A 17,555-nucleotide genomic window follows, 5' to 3' on the forward strand; every position below is an offset into this window, starting at 1 on the left:
CTCCGGCGCGTTCCGGACCCGAACCTCGTGCTCACCCGCCCCGACCGGAGGCACGTACGATGGGTGGGTGACTGAGGCTGAGGCGACTCCCCGGACCGGCAAGCGCGTGCTCCTGGCGAAGCCCCGCGGCTACTGCGCAGGTGTCGACCGCGCGGTGCAGACCGTCGAGGAAGCACTGAAGCTCTACGGCGCCCCGATCTACGTGCGCAAGCAGATCGTGCACAACAAGCACGTCGTGCAGACCCTGGAGGCCCAGGGCGCGATCTTCGTGGAGGAGAACGAGGAGGTGCCGGAGGGGTCCACCGTCATCTTCTCCGCGCACGGCGTCGCTCCCGAGGTCTACGAGCAGGCCCGGCAGCGCTCGCTGAAGGCGATCGACGCGACCTGCCCGCTGGTCACCAAGGTGCACCACGAGGCGAAGCGGTTCGCCGCCGAGGACTACGACATTCTGCTCATCGGCCACGAGGGGCACGAAGAGGTCATCGGCACCGCCGGTGAGGCCCCCGCGCACATCCAACTGGTCGACGGGCCGGACGGCGCCGACAAGATCACCGTCCGTGATCCGGAGAAGGTCGTCTGGCTCTCCCAGACCACGCTCTCGGTCGACGAGACGCTGGAGACGGTGGCCCGGCTCAAGCAGCGACTGCCGCTGTTGCAGTCCCCGCCCAGCGACGACATCTGCTACGCCACCTCCAACCGGCAGCACGTGGTCAAGGAGATCGCCGCCGACTGCGACGTGGTGATCGTGGTCGGCTCGACGAACTCCTCCAACTCGGTCCGCCTGGTCGAGGTCGCCCTGGACGCGGGCGCGCGCGCCGGCCACCTCGTCGACTTCGCCCACGAGATCGACGACGCCTGGCTGGAGGGGGCCAACACGGTCGGCCTGACCTCCGGCGCGAGCGTCCCGGACGACCTGGTCCAGGAGGTGCTGGCGTACCTCGCCGCGCGGGGCTTCGCCGACGTCGAGGAGATCACCACCGCGAACGAGCGGCTCACGTTCTCCCTCCCGCAGGAGCTGAAGCGGGACATGAAGGCCGCGGCGGCGCGCGGCTGAGCACGGGAACGAACCCGACCCGGCGTACGTCAGATCCGGCATGAGGACCTTTCGGCTCGCCGTCACCGCGCTGACCGTCTGCGTGGCGTTGAGCGCCTGCGGCGGCGAGGCCGCCCCGGGCGGCACCCCCACGTCGACGCCGACGGAAACGCAGCCGGCGACCAGCCCGCCCGCACCCGACCCGACCAGCTCGCCGTCGATCGTCGACCCCGCACCGACCACCCGGCCGTCGAGCCCGAAGCCGGGCGGCCCGAGCACGCCCCCGGGGGTCCGCGCCACCACCCTGACCGGCACGGTGCAGGGCGGTGTGGAACCCAACTGCGTACTGCTCGACGGTTACCTGCTGCTCGGGGGCCCGCGGGACGTGCTGACCCCGGGTACGCGGGTGGAGGTCACCGGCCGGGCCGAGCCCGGCATGATGACCACCTGCCAGCAGGGCACCCCGTTCGTCGTGTCGAACGCCAACCGGTCCTGACCACCCGCGCTAGCGGGCCGCTACCTCGTCGTCGGCCGGATCGGCCAGCTCGGGCGCCTGCGGCTGTCGGGGCGTCAACTCGACCTGCGGGGGCGTGGCCAACTCGTCGTCCGACACGCCCAACTCGGCGAGCTTGCGCGCGCTGACCAGCACCCGGGCCTCCAACGAGCCGACCGCCCGGTTGTACGCGGTCACCGCCCCGGCCAGCGACGACCCGAGCTTGCCCACGTGGTCGCCCAGGGTGGAGAGCCGGCCGTACAGCTCGCGGGCGAGGGTGTGCACCGCCAGCGCGTTGCGGGCCAGCGCCTCCTGCCGCCACGAGTAGGCGACGGTGCGGAGCAGAGCGACGAGCGTTGCCGGCGTGGCCAGCACCACGTTGCGGGTGAAGGCGTGCTCCAGCAGGGTCGGGTCACGCTGGAGCGCGACGTCGAGGAACGGATCGGCGGGAACGAACAGCACCACGAACTCCGGTGAGTTGTCGAACGCCGACCAGTACGACTTGGCCGCCAGCGCGTCGACATGCCCCCGCAGGTGCCGGGCGTGCGCGTCGAGGTGGGTGTCGCGACCACGTTCGTCGCGGGCCTCCATGGCCGTCAGGTACGCGTCGAACGGCGCCTTGGCGTCCACCACCACCGATCGCCCGCCGTGCAGCCGGACCACCAGATCCGGTCGGACGACCTGGTGGTCGGTGGCGGCGGTGACCTGCTCGGCGAAGTCGCAGTGCTCCAACATCCCGGCCGCCTCGACGATCCGGCGCAACTGGTGCTCGCCCCACCGGCCCCGCACCTGCGGCGCCCGCAGCGCGGCCACCAGTTGCTTGGTCTCGGTGCGCAGCTCACCGGAGACCGCGTTCATCGACCGGACCTGCTCGCGCAGCTCGGCGTACGCGTCGACCCGGTCGTGCTCCAGCTCGGCCACCCGCTGCTCGTAGCGGCGCAGGCTGTCGTGCAGCGGCGCGACCGCGCGGGCCACCGCCTCCTGGGACTGCGCGGTGGCCTCGTAACTCAACGCCCGCATCGACTGCTCCAGCCGGCCCTCGCCCTCCCGGGTGGCGGCCAGGGTGGCATCGAGGCGGGCGATGTCGGCCGCCGAGCGGGACCGGGCCGCGAGCCACCCCACCGCCCCGCCGGCGCCGAGGCACACGATCACGACGAGCAGCGTCGAGACGTCCATCACCGGAGCTTGCCAGACCGGTACGACGTGCGGGCCGGGGGTACGTTCGTTGTCATGGAACTTGTGCTCTGCCTCGCCGTCGTGGTGGTCGGCGCGTTGGGCGCCGCGGCGCTCGTCCGCGCCCAGGCCGGTGCCCGCCAACGCACCGCGCTCGGCGACGCCCGCGCCGAGGCGCAGCGGTGGTACGAGCGCCTCGGCGGCCAGTTGCTGAACCTGCACGGCGACGACCCAGCGGTACGCCAGGCGCTGGCCGACGCCGGTGAGCGGTACAACGCGGCCGGCTCCCAGTTGGAGCAGGCGCGTACGCCGCACCAGTTCGGGCTGGCCCGGGAGACCGCGCTGGAGGGGCTGGCGTACATCCGGGCGGCGCGTACCGCGCTGGGCATCGACCCGGGCCCGGAGGTGCCGACGCTCGCCGCCGCGCGCGGCGTTGGGCAGCTCACCAAGGAGCGCGAGGTCGACGTGCAGGGGCAGACCTTCCGGGCCGGCCCGCAACCCGGTCGGGAAACGCCCTACTACTACCCCGGTGGGCGTTATCAGGGTCGGCCGGTGCCGGCCGGTTGGTATTCGACGCCGTGGTGGAAGACGGCGCTGGGCGCCGGCGCCGGTGTGCTCGGCGGCATCCTGATCGCCGACGCGCTGTTCTCGCCGGCCTTCGCCGACCCCGGGTACGGCTATGACGCCGGCTACCAGGAGGGCTTCGGTGACGGCGTCGACCAGGGCGCTGACGGCGGCGACCAGGGCGGCGACGGTGGCGACCAGGACTTCGGTGGCGGTGACCAGGGTGGGGACTTCGGCGGCGGGGACTACGCCGGTGGCGACTACGCCGGAGGCGATTTCGGCGGCGGCGATTTCGGCGGGGGTGGCTTCGGCGGCGGCGATTTCGGCGGTGGGGACTTCGGTGGCGGCGATTTCGGTGGCGGCGACTTCTGACAGTCGTTCCGCGCTCTGACGCACCAGGCCCCGGTCGCAGCGACCGGGGCCTGGTGCGTTCCGCCTGATCAGCCGGTGTTGCGCATCCCGGCGGCGATGCCGTTCACAGTGGTGAGCAGTGCCCGCTCCAGGGCGGTGCCGTCGCTCGGCGCGCGTCGGCCGCCCGGCGCGGTGGCCACCGCCCGTCCGGCCGCGCCGGACTCCCGGTACTGCCGCAGCAGCGCCACCTGGAGATGGTGCAGCGGCTCCAGGTAGGTGTCCCGTACGGCGAGGGTGCGCTGGAGCACCGGCGAGTTTTCCAGCAGGGCGGGCGAGGCGGTCACCGCCAGCACCTCCCGCTTCGTCAGCTCGTACTCCTGCTCGATCTGTTCGAAGATCGGGTGCAGCTTCTTCGGGACCAGGGTCTCGACGTATCGGCGGGCGATGCTCAGGTCGGTCTTGGTCACCATCATCTCGACGTTCGACAGGAACGTGCGGAAGAAGTGCCAGTTGCGGTGCATCTCGGCGAGCACGTCCGCCAGCCCGGCCTCGCGGGCGGCGGCCAGCCCGGAGCCCACGCCGAACCAACCCGGCACGATCTGCCGCGTCTGCGTCCACCCGAACACCCACGGGATGGCCCGCAGGCCGGACAGGCCCGCGCCGGTGTTCGGGCGCTTCGCCGGCCGGGAGCCGATGTTCAGCGCGCCGAGCAGCTCGGTGGGGGTGGACGCCCAGAAGTACGCCGGCAGGTCCGGGTCCTCGACGAGCGAGCGGTAGGACCGGTACGCCGACTCGGAGACCACATCCATCGTGGCGTCCCAGCGTTCCAACATCTCGGCCGGCTGCCGTGGCGCGGTGTGCAGCAGGGTGGCCTGGAGCACCGCGGCGAGGGTGAGTTCGAGGTTCTCCCGGGCCAGGGACGGCAGGGTGTACTTGTCGGAGATCACCTCGCCCTGCTCGGTCACCTTGATCGCGCCGTCCAGCGTGCCGTACGGCTGAGCCAGGATCGCCTCGTGCGTCGGCCCGCCGCCGCGCCCGACCGTGCCGCCCCGGCCGTGGAACAGCCGCAGGTGCACCCCGTGCCGGGCGGCCACGTCGCGCAGCGCGCGCTGCGCCCGGTGGATCGACCACTGGCTGGTGGTGATCCCGGCCTCCTTGTTCGAGTCGGAGTAGCCGAGCATGACCTCCTGCACGTCGCCTCGGGCGCTCACCAGGGCCCGGTACGCGGGCAGCGACAGCAGTTCGTCGAGGAGTTCGCCGCCGGCGTTCAGCTCGGCCGGGGTCTCCAGCAGCGGCACGAACCCGATCCGGGCCCGCCCGCTGTGCACGTCCACGAGGCCGGCCTCGCGGGCCAGCACCACAGCGGCCAGCACGTCGTCGACACCCATTGTCATCGAGATGATGTACGACTCGATCACCTCGTTGCCGAACCGGTCCTGGGCCTCCCGGATCGTGCTGAACACGTCGAAGGTCTTGCGGGTGGGCTCGGAGAGCGGGGTGTCGAGCGTGGACAGCGGGCGGCGGCCGGTCAGCTCGTCGGCAAGCAGCTTGGTGCGTTCCAGCCGGGTCAGCGCCGGATAGTCGGAGACCTCGCCGACGGCCTCGTAGAGCTGGGCGAGCACCGCGTGGTGCGCCTCGGCGTGCTCCCGGACGTCCATGGTGGCCAGGTGCAGGCCGAACGCGGAGACGGTACGGATGGTGGAGGCCAGCCGGCCGACGGCGGTGAGCTGCCCGGAGTTGCGGGCCAGCGAGGCGCGCAGCAGGTCCAGGTCGGCGATCAGCTCGGCGGAGCCCCGGTAGTCCCGGCCGGGCACGTGCGCGGTGCCCTGGCGCAACCGCTGGCGGGTGTTGGCGAGCTTCGCCTTCACGCAGCGCGCCTTGAGCCGGTACGGCTCCTCGGCGTTGACCCGGCGGAACCGCGTCGCCACCTCGGGCAGGGCGTCCAGGTCGGCGGCGAGGCTGGCGGAGAGGTCCAGCGACACCCCGCGCAGCCGGCGGGAGACCGAGACCTCGTTGATCAGGTGGTCCATCGCCTTCTCGGTGGCCGCGATGCCGTGCTCGTGCTGGATGGTCAGCACCTCGCGGGTGACCGCCGGGGTGACGAACGGGTTGCCGTCGCGGTCGCCGCCGATCCAGGTGCCGAAGCTCAGCGGCCGGGCCGTCGGCGAGGTCTCCACGCCGAGGGTGCGCAGCGTGTCGGCCAGGTCGTCGAGCACCTGCGGGGCGGCCTCGGCGTACAGGTCACGCAGGTAGTAGATGGCGTTGCGGGCCTCGTCGGTCGGGTCCGGCCGGTCGAGGCGCAGCTCGTCGGTCTGCCACATCAGATCCAGCAGCTCGGCCAGCCGGCGGTTGGCCGGGCCCTCGTCGCTGGCGCCGTAGAGGATCGCGTTGGCGGTCTCGGTGTCCAACTCGTCGGCGATCGCCCGCAGCTTGGACAGGATCGAGCGGCGGGCCGCCTCGGTCGGGTGGGCGGTGAAGACCGGGCGCACCGCCAGCCGACGGGCCGCGTTGGCGATCTCCTCGGCCGGCACGCCGCGCTCGGCGATCATCTTGGCGGCCTGGTCCAGCCAGCCGCCCTGCACCGCGCGACGGCGGCGCAGATCCCGTGCCCGGTGCACCTGCTCGGTGATGTTGGCCAGGTGGAAGTAGGTGGAGAAGGCGCGGGCCAGCTTGGTGCCGGTGGTCACGTCGAGCCCGCCGAGGCGTTGGGCGGCCGCCGGAGCGTCGGTGCGGACCTGGGCGCGGATCTCCTCGACGAGGTCGAGCAGCGGCCGACCCTCCTGGCGGGCCAGCGTCTGCCCGAGCAGGGTGCCGAGCCGGCGGATGTCGGCACGCAGTGCGGCGTCGGGGCCGTCGTGGTCGTGCTGGTCAGTCACGGTGCGCTCCCTCACGTGGATACGAAGGACAGCGCTGTCCGACTTACTGGATGGTATCCGCGCGCACCGGGTGTCTGGTGGGCCCCCTGGTGATCCACTGTCCCCGAGGCGGTGTTTTCGGGCGTGATCTCAGCCACCGTCGCGGGCTGATCCGGGGCCGCCGGAGGCTGCCCCGGGACCGGGGCGGGCCGACCCGGGGCCGGTGGTGGCGGCCCGGCGACCCCGAACCAGGCTCGCGCTGACCAGGCCGAGCGCGCCGAGCACCGCCCAGAGGGTGAGGGCGATCGCCGGCCAGCCCGCCGATCGCCACCCGAAGTAGACAGCGGCCTTGGTCAGGTCGTTGGCGAGCCCGGGAATGTTCCACCGGTGCATGCCGCGCAGCAGGCCGGGCAGGAACTCGGGCGCGTAGATGCCGCCGGAGCCGGGGTTGCCGAGCACCACCAGGAGCAGGATGACCAGCGCGGTCCCCGCGACGCCGAGCCAGCCCTGGATGGCGCTGGCGAACATCGCGGCGGCGAACACGGCCAGCGCGCCGATGGCGGCGATCGTCGGTACGTCGTGGTGCCAGATGTCCAGCACCGGTCCGACCACTACCGCGCCGGCGATGCCGAGCAGCACGCTGTAGACGGCCAGGGCGGCGATGCGCAGCCCGGCCCGCCGTGCCGTACGTGGGGTGGTGCCGACGGACAACCCGAGCACCGTCGAGGCGAGGTAGCCGCCGAGCACGTACCCGACGTTCAGGTAGAAGGGCACCACCCCGCGCGGGTCGGCGGAGGTGACAGGCACCTCGTCCACGATCTGGAGCGGGGTGCCGCTGCGGGTGGCGGCGGTTGTCAGCACGTCCCGGATCGCGCTGGTGGCGGAGGGGCCGGAGGCGCTGGCGACGGTGAGGAGCAGGCCGTTGTCGGGCCCGGTGCTGAGCACCGCGTACACCGCCCGGCTGAGCAGGCCGTCCTCGGCGGCGCGCGCGTCGTCGTACCGGATCGGTGTGATGGTGGTGGTCTGGCCTCGGATGGCGGCGAGCGTCGCCTGGGCGCGCTGGTCGCCGAGGGCGACGCCGACCGGCAGGTCGCGCGGGGTGGGTTGGTGCAGTGCGCCGACGTAGGCGGCGATGAACGCGGTGGCCAGCGCGAGGGTGCCGAGGAGCAGCCCGATGCTGCGCGGTGCCCAGTCCCGGGCTCGGCCCTGCGGGTTTTCGTCCATGTTGTCAGCGTATGGTCCGGTTCGCCGTCCACCGGGCGGAAACCCCTTGGCTGGTCGGCTAGCTTCTGATCATGGTGTCGCTGCGCTACCCGCCCAAACCGCGGCCGGGCGACCGGGTCGCCGTCGTCTCGCCGTCCGCCGGCCTGCCGGCGATCTTCCCCCACGTGTACGAGTTGGGGCTGCGTCGGCTGCGCGAGGAGTTCGCACTGGAGCCGGTGGAGTATCCGACCACCCGGGTCATGGGGGCGGACCCGCGCGACCGGGCCCGGGACCTGACCGCCGCCTTCGCCGACCCGAGCATCACCGCCGTGCTCGCCACCGTCGGCGGCAGCGACCTGATCACGGTCACCCCGCACCTCGACGACGACGTGGTGCGGGCCAACCCGAAGCCCTACTTCGGCTACTCCGACAACACAAACGTGCTCAACCACCTCTACCGCCTGGGCATCGTCGCCTACCACGGCGGGTCGGTGCTGGTGCACCTCGGCCGGCCGGGCGCCCCACACCCGCTGACCTTCGACTCGCTGCGCGCCGCCCTGTTCAGCTCCGACTGGTACCCGCTGACGCCCGCGCCCACCTGGGGTGACCGGCCGAACCCGTGGACCGAGCCCGAGACGCTGGCGTACGAGCCGGAGATGCTGCCCGGCGAGGGCTGGCGCTGGCGGGGACCGGAACGGGTGGTGCGGGGGCGCACCTGGGGCGGCAACCTGGAGATCCTGCACTGGCTGATGGCCACCGACCGGGTGCCGACAGTCGACGAGCTGGCCGGGTCCGTGCTGGTCGTCGAGACCTCGCAGGAGATGCCCGGCGCGCAGGAGGTCTTCCGGATCGTGCGGAACATGGGGGAGCGGGGGCTGCTCGCCGCCTTCCCGGCCGTCATCGTCGGTCGGCCCAAGGCGTGGGACTTCGACACGCCGCTGTCGGTGCCCGAGCGGTCAGCGTGGGGTGCGGCCCAGCGGGAGGCGATCATCCGGGCCCTGGCCCCGTACAACCCGGACGCGGTGGTGGTCTTCGACGTCGACCTCGGTCACACCGACCCGCAGTTGATCATCCCGTACGGCGGGGAGATTCTGGTCGACGCCGTCGACCGCCGGATCGCGGTCCGCTACTGACGAACGTCCCCCACCTCGTGGTCGCCGGCGCGTTCCGACGGGGCCCTACGAGGTGGTGACTGTGTGGGAACATCCTGCCCGTCACGCATCGAACGGGGGAGATTCACATGGAACGTGGCAACCATCGGCCGTCCGCCGCGCACCGACTGACGCGGCTGCTCTGCGCCGTCCTGCTGCCGGCACTCGGCGTGGTCGCGGTGCCGACGCCGGCCGCCGCCGCACCGCAGCCGCGTAAACAGCAGTGGTATCTGGACACCCTGCGGATTGCGCAGGCCCACCGGATCACCACTGGCGAGGGAGTCATCGTCGGTCTGGTCGACACCGGCGTTGACGCCACCCATCCCGCCCTGCGCGGGCAGATCCTGCCCGGTCACGGTGTCGGCAACGACGCCGCCGCCGACGGCCGGACCGACCCCGACCGGAAGAAGGCCCACGGCACCGCGATGGCGGGGCTGATCGTGGGCACCGGCAAGGCGCCCGGCGGCTATCTCGGCATCGCGCCGGGGGCGAAGATCTATCCGGCCGCGATGGGTAGCGACCTCACCGACGGGACGATGCAGTTCGCCGTGCGGTGGGCCGTCGACAACGGCGCGAAGGTGGTCAACATCTCGGCCAGCGGCGCGGAGATGACCTTTGAGCACTACAGCGCCGTCAAGTACGCGCTCGACCATGACGCGGTGGTGGTGTCCTCGGCGGGGAACACCCGCGACGGTCACGTCACGGTGCGGGCGCCAGCCAACGTGGCGGGTGCCGTCGCGGTCGGCGGCACGAGCCGAGGCGGAGACTTCTTCACCGGTTCGGTCCAGGGACCCGAGATGGTGATCGCCGCGCCGCAGCAGGACATCCTGGTGGCCGACCCGCTCCTGAAGAGCGGCTACGGGATGCTCGATGACGGCGGCACCAGCTCCGCCGCCGCCATCGTCAGCGGGGTGGTCGCCCTGATCCGTGCCCGCTACCCGGATCTCGACGCCAACGGCGTGATCAACCGGTTGATCCGGACCGCCGACGATCGCGGCGCTCCCGGCCGCGACCCGCAGCTCGGCTTCGGCGTGATCGACCCGGTGGCGGCCCTGACCGCCGAGGTGCCGCCGGTCACCGCCAACCCGCTGGGGGTGCCCCAGGACCCCTGGAAGTCGAAGTCCACCGGCTCGAACATGCGCTACGACCGGCTGGCGATCGTCGTCGGCGTGCTCGTCGCCGTCCTGGTGGGCATCGTGCTCCTGGTGGTCCTGCTGACCCGGTCGCGTCGGCGACGCCCCGTTCCCGGGGTAGCCGGGCTCCCGCCCGGATGGGCACCGCCGTACCAACCGGCGACGGGCGGTCATCCCGCGGTGGGCCAGCCGGCGCCCCCCGGTTGGGCGCCACCGCCGGGGCAGGTCCCACCGCCGCCGGAGGGTCACCTGCCGCCGCGGTGAGCCACCCTCGGCGCGGGTAGCGAGCATGGGGCACGGGGGTCCCGGCGGGGGATAGGCTGGTGGGCGTACACCCCCCGTCCCGGCCGGACGAGGGGCATCTGTCGTGTGCCGAACGCCCTGGAAGTGATGACGCATGCTCACCGGCCTGTTCTCCGCAGCCCTCGCCGACCCGGCCCTCGCCCGGGTCCGTGACCTGGCGCGTACCGGTGCGGCGCAGGTCGACGGCCTCGACCTGACCGCCCCGTCGGCACTGCGCCCGTTCGCTGTCGCGGCGGTCGCCTCCGACGGCGAGGGCGCGGGTAAGCCGGTCCTCGCGGTGACCGCCACCACCCGCGAGGCCGACGACCTGGCTGCCGCGTTGGGCGGGTTGCTGCCGGCGGATCAGGTGGTGGTCTTCCCCTCCTGGGAGACGCTGCCGCACGAACGGCTCTCCCCACGCTCGGACACGGTGGGCCGGCGGCTGGCCGTGCTGCGCCGGTTGGCGCACCCGGAGTCGACCGACGCGCACGGCGGCACCGGGCCGCTGCGGGTGGTCGTGGCCCCGGTCCGTTCGCTGCTCCAGCCGCAGCTCAAGGGGCTCGGCGACCTGGAGCCGGTGCAGCTCGCCGCGGGCGAGGAGGCGGACCTCGAGGAGGTTGCCCACCGCCTGGTCGACATGGCGTACGCGCGCGTCGACCTGGTCACCAAGCGCGGCGAGTTCGCGGTACGCGGCGGCATCCTGGACGTCTTCCCGCCGACCGACGAGCACCCGTCCCGGGTCGAGTTCTGGGGCGACGAGGTGGAGGAGATCCGCACCTTCGCGGTCGCCGACCAGCGGACCATCGAGCAGGTTCCGCTGCTCTGGGCGCCGCCCTGCCGTGAGCTGCTGCTCACCCCGGCGGTCCGCGAGCGGGCCGCCGCGCTCGCCGAGCAGCACCCGGAGCTGGCCGAGATCCTGGACAAGCTGGCCGAGGGCATCCCGGTGGAGGGGATGGAGTCGCTGGCCCCGGTGCTTGTCGGCCCCGACTCGCTGGAGCTGCTGCTGGACGCCATGCCGGCCGGCACCCACGTCCTGCTGTGTGACCCGGAGCGCATCCGCACGCGCGCGCACGACCTGGTGCGTACCTCTGAGGAGTTCCTACAGGCCAGTTGGGCCGCCGCCGCGGTCGGCGGCCAGGCCCCGGTGGACGTCGGCGCCGCAGCCTTCCGCACCCTCGGCGAGGTGCGCGCCACCGCCGGCGAGCTCGGCCAGCCCTGGTGGACGCTGTCCCCGTTCGGTCTCGTCGAGGCGGAGACGGCTACCGAGACGCGGCAGCCCTGGGAGGACGCGCCGGAGCAGGCAGTCGTCACCCCGGACGACGCCATCGCTGTGACTCTCGCCGCCCAGCCGGCCCCGCTCTACCACGGTGAGACCACGCGGCTGGTCGAGGACCTCAAGCGCTGGGCTGGCGAGGGCTGGTCGATCGCGCTGGTCTTCGAGGGGCACGGCCCCGCCCAGCGCGCGGTGGAGGTGCTGCGCGACGCCGGCCTCGGCGCACGGTTGACCGAGGAGGTGCCCACCGCGCCCGTCCCCGGCGAGCTGGTCGTCACCTGTGGCGCGCTGGGCAGCGGGTTCGTCGACGAGGCGTCCCGTTTCGTGCTGCTCACCGGCAATGACGTCACCGGTGGTCGCGGCACCTCGACGCGGGACATGCGCAAGATGCCGAGCCGGCGGCGCAACACCATCGACCCGCTGGAGTTGAAGGCCGGCGACCACGTGGTGCACGAGCAGCACGGCATCGGCCGCTACGTCGAGCTGGTGCAGCGCACCGTCAACGGCGCCAGCCGCGAATACCTGGTGATCGAGTACGCGGCCAGCAAGCGGGGCCAGCCCGGCGACCGCCTGTTCGTGCCCACCGACCAGCTCGACCAGCTCTCCCGCTACGTCGGCGGGGAGCAGCCGACCCTGCACAAGATGGGCGGCTCGGACTGGCAGAAGTCCAAGGCTCGGGCCCGCAAGGCAGTCCGGGAGATCGCCGCGCAGCTCATCCAGCTGTACGCCGCCCGCAAGGCGTCCAAGGGCCACTCGTTCGGCCCGGACACGCCGTGGCAGCGCGAACTGGAGGACGCCTTCCCCTGGCAGGAGACGCCGGACCAACTCGCCGCCATCGACGAGGTCAAGCGGGACATGGAGCAGACCGTCCCGATGGACCGGCTGATCTGCGGCGACGTCGGCTACGGCAAGACCGAGATCGCGGTACGGGCGGCGTTCAAGGCGGTGCAGGACGGCAAGCAGGTGGCGGTGCTGGTGCCGACGACGCTGCTGGTGCAGCAGCACTACAACACCTTCGCCGAGCGGATGAGCCAGTTCCCGGTGCAGATCCGGCAGCTGTCGAGGTTCCAGACCCCGAAGGAGACCGAGCGGACGTTGGAGATGGTCGCCGACGGCACCGTCGACATCGTCATCGGCACCCACCGGCTGTTGCAGACGGCCACCCGGTTCAAGCAGCTCGGGCTGGTGATCGTCGACGAGGAGCAGCGCTTCGGTGTCGAGCACAAGGAACACCTGAAGACGCTACGCGCCTCGGTCGACGTGCTGAGCATGTCGGCCACCCCGATCCCGCGGACCCTGGAGATGGCGATCACCGGCATCCGGGAGATGTCCACCATCGCCACCCCGCCGGAGGAGCGGCACCCGGTGCTCACCTTCGTGGGCGCGCAGGACGACAGGCAGGTGGCGGCGTCCATCCACCGCGAGTTGCTGCGCGACGGGCAGGTCTTCTACCTGCACAACCGGGTCGAGTCGATCGACCGGGCGGCGCGGCGGCTGCGGGAGCTGGTGCCCGAGGCGCGGGTCGCGGTGGCGCACGGCCAGATGGGCGAGGACGCCCTGGAGAAGGTCATGGTCGGCTTCTGGGAGAAGGAGTTCGACGTCCTGGTCTGCACCACGATCGTCGAGTCGGGCATCGACATCCCGAACGCCAACACGCTGATCGTGGAGCGGGCCGACCTGCTCGGCCTGGCCCAGCTGCACCAGATCCGGGGCCGGGTGGGCCGGGGCCGCGAGCGGGCGTACGCGTACTTCCTCTACCCGCCGGAGAAGCCGCTCACCGAGCACGCCCACGAGCGGTTGGCGACGATCGCCCAGCACACCGAGCTGGGCGCCGGCATGTACGTGGCGATGAAGGACCTGGAGATCCGGGGCGCCGGCAACCTGCTCGGCGGCGAGCAGTCCGGGCACATCGAGGGTGTCGGCTTCGACCTGTACGTGCGGATGGTCGGCGAGGCGGTCTCCGCGTTCAAGGGTGAGCGGGCGGAGGACGAACCCGACGTCAAGATCGACCTGCCGATCGACGCGCACCTGCCGCACGACTACGTGAGCGTGGAACGGCTGCGCCTGGAGATGTACCGCAAGCTCGCCGAGGCACGCGACGAGGAGCGGCTGGGCGAGGTGGTCGCCGAGATGACCGACCGGTACGGCGAGCCGCCGGCTCCGGTGCAGAACCTGGTGGAGGTGGCCCGGTTCCGCCTGCTGGCCCGCCGGTACGGCCTCACCGACGTGTCGATGCAGGGCAAGCACGTCCGGTTCGGTCCGCTGCCGCTGCCGGATTCGAAGCAGCTGCGGCTCAAGCGCTACCACCCGGACGCCGTCTACAAGCTGGCCACCGACCAGGTAAGCGTGCCTCGCCCGTCCACCCGCCGGGTCGGCGGTGAGCCGTTGCGGGACCAGGCGCTGCTCCAGTGGTGCGCGCAGTTGCTCTCCGATGTGCTCGGTGCCCCCGCCCCGCTCGCCGTCGCGGCGGGGTGAGGTGGGGGCGCCCGGGTGAGGTGGGGGCCGTCACAGCGCGGACGAGGGCATGAGAGAGTGACGGGCATGCGTGCTCGCCGTGTGATCGCCGCCGCCAGCGTCGCGGCCCTGGGTGTCCTTTCGCTCGCCGCCTGCGGCAGGTCCGCGCCGGACGTCGCCGCGTACGTGGGTGACACCACCTATTCGGTGGAACGGGTCGACGCGATTTACGCCGAGGTGCAGACGAAATACGGCGACGTGGTCCGGCAGGAGGCGGCCCGGGCGGGTGCCACGCCGTCGCCGGAGCAGTTGCGCTCGGCGGTGACCCGTCAGGATGTTGTCGACCTGCTCGTCAGCCTGGATCTGGGCAAGCGGGTGGTGGCGGCGAAGAACATGCAGGTGCCCGACGAGATCACCCCGCAGCAGCTCGAACAGAACCTGCGGGTGCCGGCCACCACCGAGTACGCCAAGCTCTGGGGTGAGTGGGCCGACCTGTCCGCGGTGCTCAACCAGCAGCTTCCGCCGGCCGATCTGAGCGACGACTCGCTGATGGCCGTCTACGACGCTCTGGTGAAGGTCGGGGCGATCGACGCCGGAATGTCGCTGGCGGACGTCCGTCGGGCGTTCGGCGACGGCGGTTTCGTCCGCAGCGCCACCGCCCTCGGCTCCGCGCTGGGGGAGGAGGCGAGCCAGGTCGACGTCTCGGTCAACCCACGCTTCCGGGCGGTCGGGGTGCCGTCGTTGGTGAACAAGGGCCAGACGCCTGTCCTTTACTCGCTGCCGTACATCAACGAGGACGGCCCGGTCACCGACATCTCCACCCCGGAGGCGGTGCCGTCGACCGGTTCCCCGAGTGCCGAGGGCCCAGCGCCGGACCAGGGCACGGCCAGCTGAGCATGACGGCACGGATCGTCCTCCTGGTCACCTCGCCCCGGCTGCCGGCCGGCCTGTTGACCTCCGCGGCCTGGGACGTCGTACGCCAGCACCCGGTGTTGACCGGCGCGGAGAGCGAGCTGGCCACGGCCGTGCGCCAGGCGGGCGGCGCGGTGACGGTGGTGGACGGTCCGGCGACGCAGCCGTTGCTGGACGCGGTGGCGACGCACGGCACCGTGGTGTGGCTGGCCGGCCCGGCGGGCGACGAGGCGCTGGCCCGGGAGTTGGGTCTGCGGCTGGCCCGGCAGCCGGGGTTGGCCGAGATGGAGTTGATGTACGGCTCGTGGGACCCGCCGGGCGCCCGACTGCTCGACGCGGTGGCCGTGCTGGACCGACTTGCCTCGCCGGGCGGCGACCCGTGGAAGAGGGCGCAGACACACCGCAGCCTCGCGGGTTATCTGCTGGAGGAGAGCTACGAGGCGTACGACGCGATAAGCGCCGACGACACCGACGCGCTGCGTGAGGAGTTGGGCGACGTCCTGTTGCAGGTGGTCCTGCACGCGCGGCTCGCCGAGGAGCTGCCCGAGGATGAGCGGTGGACCATCGACGACGTGGCGGGTGGCCTCGTCGACAAGATGATCCGGCGCAATCCGCACGTCTTCGCCGGGGCGGAGGTGGGCACGCTGGAGGAGATCACCGAGAACTGGGAGCGGATCAAGCGGGCGGAGAAGGCCCGGAGTTCGGTGCTGGACGGGGTTGCCCTGAGCCAGCCCGCGCTGGCCCTGGCCGCGCAGATCCTGGCCCGCGCCGCCCGCGCCGGCAGAGCGGTCCCGCCGCCACTTGCCGACACCCAGGTGGACCCGGAGGCGCGGCTGGGCGCCAGCCTCCTGGCCACTGTCGCGGCAGCCCGCGAGGCGGGGATCGACCCGGAAGCGGCCCTTCGCCGCGCCACCCTCGCCTACGCCGAGGCTGTCCGCGCCGCCGAGGCCGACTGACCGCAGGGGCTCCCTGCCCTGGACCGGCAGCGGCGTGCCAGGGGTTGGTGCGGCAGGTCGGGTCAGGGGTGCCGTCTAGGGTCGGGGCATGGAGTCCTTCGTGCCACTGGCTGAGCGGATCGTCGACGCGGTGTTGGAGAGCCGGCCTGGCCTCGCCACCTCGGCGGGCGACCACCGTTACGACGACCGACTGCCGGACCTCTCCGCCGACGCGGTCGCCGCCGACCGGGCGATGCTCAAGGAGGCCGCCGACGCGCTCTCCGATATCGATCCAGCTGCTCTGGACCTCGCGGAGCAGGTCGACCACGCGCTGCTCAGCTCACTTGTGGACCGGGAGTTGTTCGAGTCGACCGAGATGCGGGCCCACGAATGGGACCCGCTGACGCACAATCCCGGCCCGCTGCTGCACGCCCTCCTCGCCCGCCCGTTCGCTCCCGCAGACGTCCGGCTGACCAGCCTCGCCGGCCGGCTCGCCGCCGTACCGGACGCCCTCGCCACCGCCCGCGCGACGCTGCGGGACATGCCGCGGATCCACGCCGAGACGGCGGTCGGGCAGTTCACCGGCACGGCCGCGCTGATCCGCGACGAGCTGCCGGCGCTGCTCGCCCAGGCGCCGAGCACCCTCGACCGGGTCGAGCCGGCGGCCACCGCGGCGATCGCCGCGCTTGAGGAGTTCGTCGCGTGGCTGCGTGCCGGTCTGGCCGCCGACGCCGGCCCCGGCCGTGACCCGCGGCTGGGCCGACGCCGCTGGGAGGCCCGCCTCTGGCACACCCTGGACACCGAGTTGGGCGCCGCCGAGATCCAGCGCCGGGCCTGGGCCAACCTGGACCGGGTCACCGCGGAGATCCGCGAGGCGGCCGTGGAGCTGGTCGGCGGCCCGGCCGACGACGCGGCCGTCCGCCGGGCACTGGACCTGCTCGCCGCCGAGCACCCGGGCGACGCGACAATCGTCGAGCTGGCCGGCGTCACGCTGGACGAGGCGACCGACTTCGTCCGCGCGCACGACCTGGTCACCCTCGTCGACGACCGGTGCGTGATCCAGGAGATGCCGGAGTTCGCCAGGGGTGTCGCGGTGGCCTACTGCGACGCGCCCGGCCCGCTGGAGACCGCTGCCGTGCCCACGTTCTACTGCATCGCCCCGACCCCCTCGGACTGGTCGGCGCAGCGGGTGGAGTCGTTCTACCGCGAGTACAACGACCACATGATCCGCAACCTGACGGTGCACGAGGCGATGCCGGGGCACTTCCTCCAGCTCGCCCATGCCCGCCGTTACGTCGGTGACACCCGGGTCCGGGCCCTGGCCGAGTCCGGCCCGTTCATCGAGGGCTGGGCGGTCTACGCCGAGGAGGTGATGACGGGGCTCGGCTTCGGCGGCCTCCCGGTGCGGTTGCAGCAACTCAAGATGCAGCTCCGGATGACCATCAACGCGCTGCTCGACCAGCTGGTGCACGCCGAGGGCCTGCCCGAGGCCGAGGCGATGGCGTTGATGACCGAACGCGGCTTCCAGGAGGAGGGCGAGGCGGCCGGCAAGTGGCGTCGGGCGCTGCTCACCTCCACCCAGCTCTCCACCTACTTCGTCGGCTACAGCGAGATGGCCGAGATCGCCGCCGCCCGCCCGGCCGGCGTGTCGGTCCGCGACTGGCACGACGCGATGCTGGCCCACGACTGCCCGCCGCCACGCCACCTGCGCACGCTGCTCGACCTCTAGACCCGTTCGACTGG

12 protein-coding genes are annotated in these 17,555 nt (G+C 72.5%); 9 read left to right on the plus strand and 3 right to left on the minus strand.

Annotation, left to right across the window (positions count from 1 at the left end; all coding sequences use genetic code 11):
- Positions 1-67 precede the first annotated feature (67 nt).
- Positions 68-1,054, plus strand: a complete 987-nt coding sequence (locus ACQPWW_RS04825) for a 4-hydroxy-3-methylbut-2-enyl diphosphate reductase (RefSeq protein ID WP_433129512.1) — start codon at positions 68-70, stop codon at positions 1,052-1,054.
- Between the two features lie 40 nt (positions 1,055-1,094).
- The gene (locus tag ACQPWW_RS04830; protein ID WP_433129514.1) at positions 1,095-1,529 is read left to right on the plus strand and encodes a hypothetical protein; all 435 of its coding nucleotides are present in this window, start codon (positions 1,095-1,097) and stop codon (positions 1,527-1,529) included.
- Between the two features lie 9 nt (positions 1,530-1,538).
- Here ACQPWW_RS04830 and ACQPWW_RS04835 read toward each other — a convergent pair whose 3' ends face one another.
- Positions 1,539-2,702 carry a DNA recombination protein RmuC gene (locus ACQPWW_RS04835; RefSeq protein WP_433129516.1) on the minus strand — a complete coding sequence of 388 codons (1,164 nt, stop codon included), beginning with the start codon at positions 2,700-2,702 and terminating at the stop codon, positions 1,539-1,541.
- Between the two features lie 54 nt (positions 2,703-2,756).
- Here ACQPWW_RS04835 and ACQPWW_RS04840 point away from each other — a divergent pair, with 54 nt between their 5' ends.
- Positions 2,757-3,635, plus strand: coding sequence for a hypothetical protein (locus ACQPWW_RS04840; RefSeq protein WP_433129518.1), 879 nt, complete (start codon positions 2,757-2,759; stop codon positions 3,633-3,635).
- 68 nt (positions 3,636-3,703) lie between these two features.
- Here ACQPWW_RS04840 and ppc read toward each other — a convergent pair whose 3' ends face one another.
- Positions 3,704-6,490, minus strand: a complete 2,787-nt coding sequence (gene ppc, locus ACQPWW_RS04845; protein WP_433129520.1) for a phosphoenolpyruvate carboxylase — start codon at positions 6,488-6,490, stop codon at positions 3,704-3,706.
- Positions 6,491-6,619: 129 nt separating this feature from the next.
- Entirely contained in the window at positions 6,620-7,693 is a 1,074-nt protein-coding gene (locus ACQPWW_RS04850; RefSeq protein WP_433129522.1) for a hypothetical protein, read from the minus strand.
- A gap of 71 nt (positions 7,694-7,764) precedes the next feature.
- Between ACQPWW_RS04850 and ACQPWW_RS04855 the strand changes: the two genes are divergently transcribed.
- The 6 genes from ACQPWW_RS04855 to ACQPWW_RS04880 all read left to right on the plus strand — a co-directional run bounded on the left by ACQPWW_RS04855 (position 7,765) and on the right by ACQPWW_RS04880 (position 17,541).
- Complete coding sequence (locus ACQPWW_RS04855) at positions 7,765-8,805, plus strand: S66 family peptidase (RefSeq protein ID WP_433129524.1); 1,041 nt, start codon at positions 7,765-7,767, stop codon at positions 8,803-8,805.
- 107 nt (positions 8,806-8,912) lie between these two features.
- Complete coding sequence (locus tag ACQPWW_RS04860) at positions 8,913-10,220, plus strand: S8 family serine peptidase (RefSeq protein WP_433129526.1); 1,308 nt, start codon at positions 8,913-8,915, stop codon at positions 10,218-10,220.
- Between the two features lie 133 nt (positions 10,221-10,353).
- The gene (gene mfd, locus ACQPWW_RS04865) at positions 10,354-13,986 is read left to right on the plus strand and encodes a transcription-repair coupling factor (protein ID WP_433129528.1); all 3,633 of its coding nucleotides are present in this window, start codon (positions 10,354-10,356) and stop codon (positions 13,984-13,986) included.
- A gap of 66 nt (positions 13,987-14,052) precedes the next feature.
- Positions 14,053-14,859 carry a hypothetical protein gene (locus ACQPWW_RS04870; RefSeq protein ID WP_433129530.1) on the plus strand — a complete coding sequence of 269 codons (807 nt, stop codon included), beginning with the start codon at positions 14,053-14,055 and terminating at the stop codon, positions 14,857-14,859.
- A gap of 2 nt (positions 14,860-14,861) precedes the next feature.
- On the plus strand, positions 14,862-15,833 hold the full coding sequence (locus ACQPWW_RS04875; protein WP_433129532.1) for a nucleoside triphosphate pyrophosphohydrolase: 972 nt from the start codon (positions 14,862-14,864) through the stop codon (positions 15,831-15,833).
- An 88-nt stretch (positions 15,834-15,921) separates the two neighbouring features.
- Positions 15,922-17,541 carry a DUF885 domain-containing protein gene (locus ACQPWW_RS04880; RefSeq protein WP_433129534.1) on the plus strand — a complete coding sequence of 540 codons (1,620 nt, stop codon included), beginning with the start codon at positions 15,922-15,924 and terminating at the stop codon, positions 17,539-17,541.
- Positions 17,542-17,555: the final 14 nt, after the last annotated feature.

This window comes from Micromonospora sp. CA-240977 (genome assembly GCF_050942285.1).
Classification (GTDB): Bacteria; Actinomycetota; Actinomycetes; order Mycobacteriales; family Micromonosporaceae; genus Micromonospora.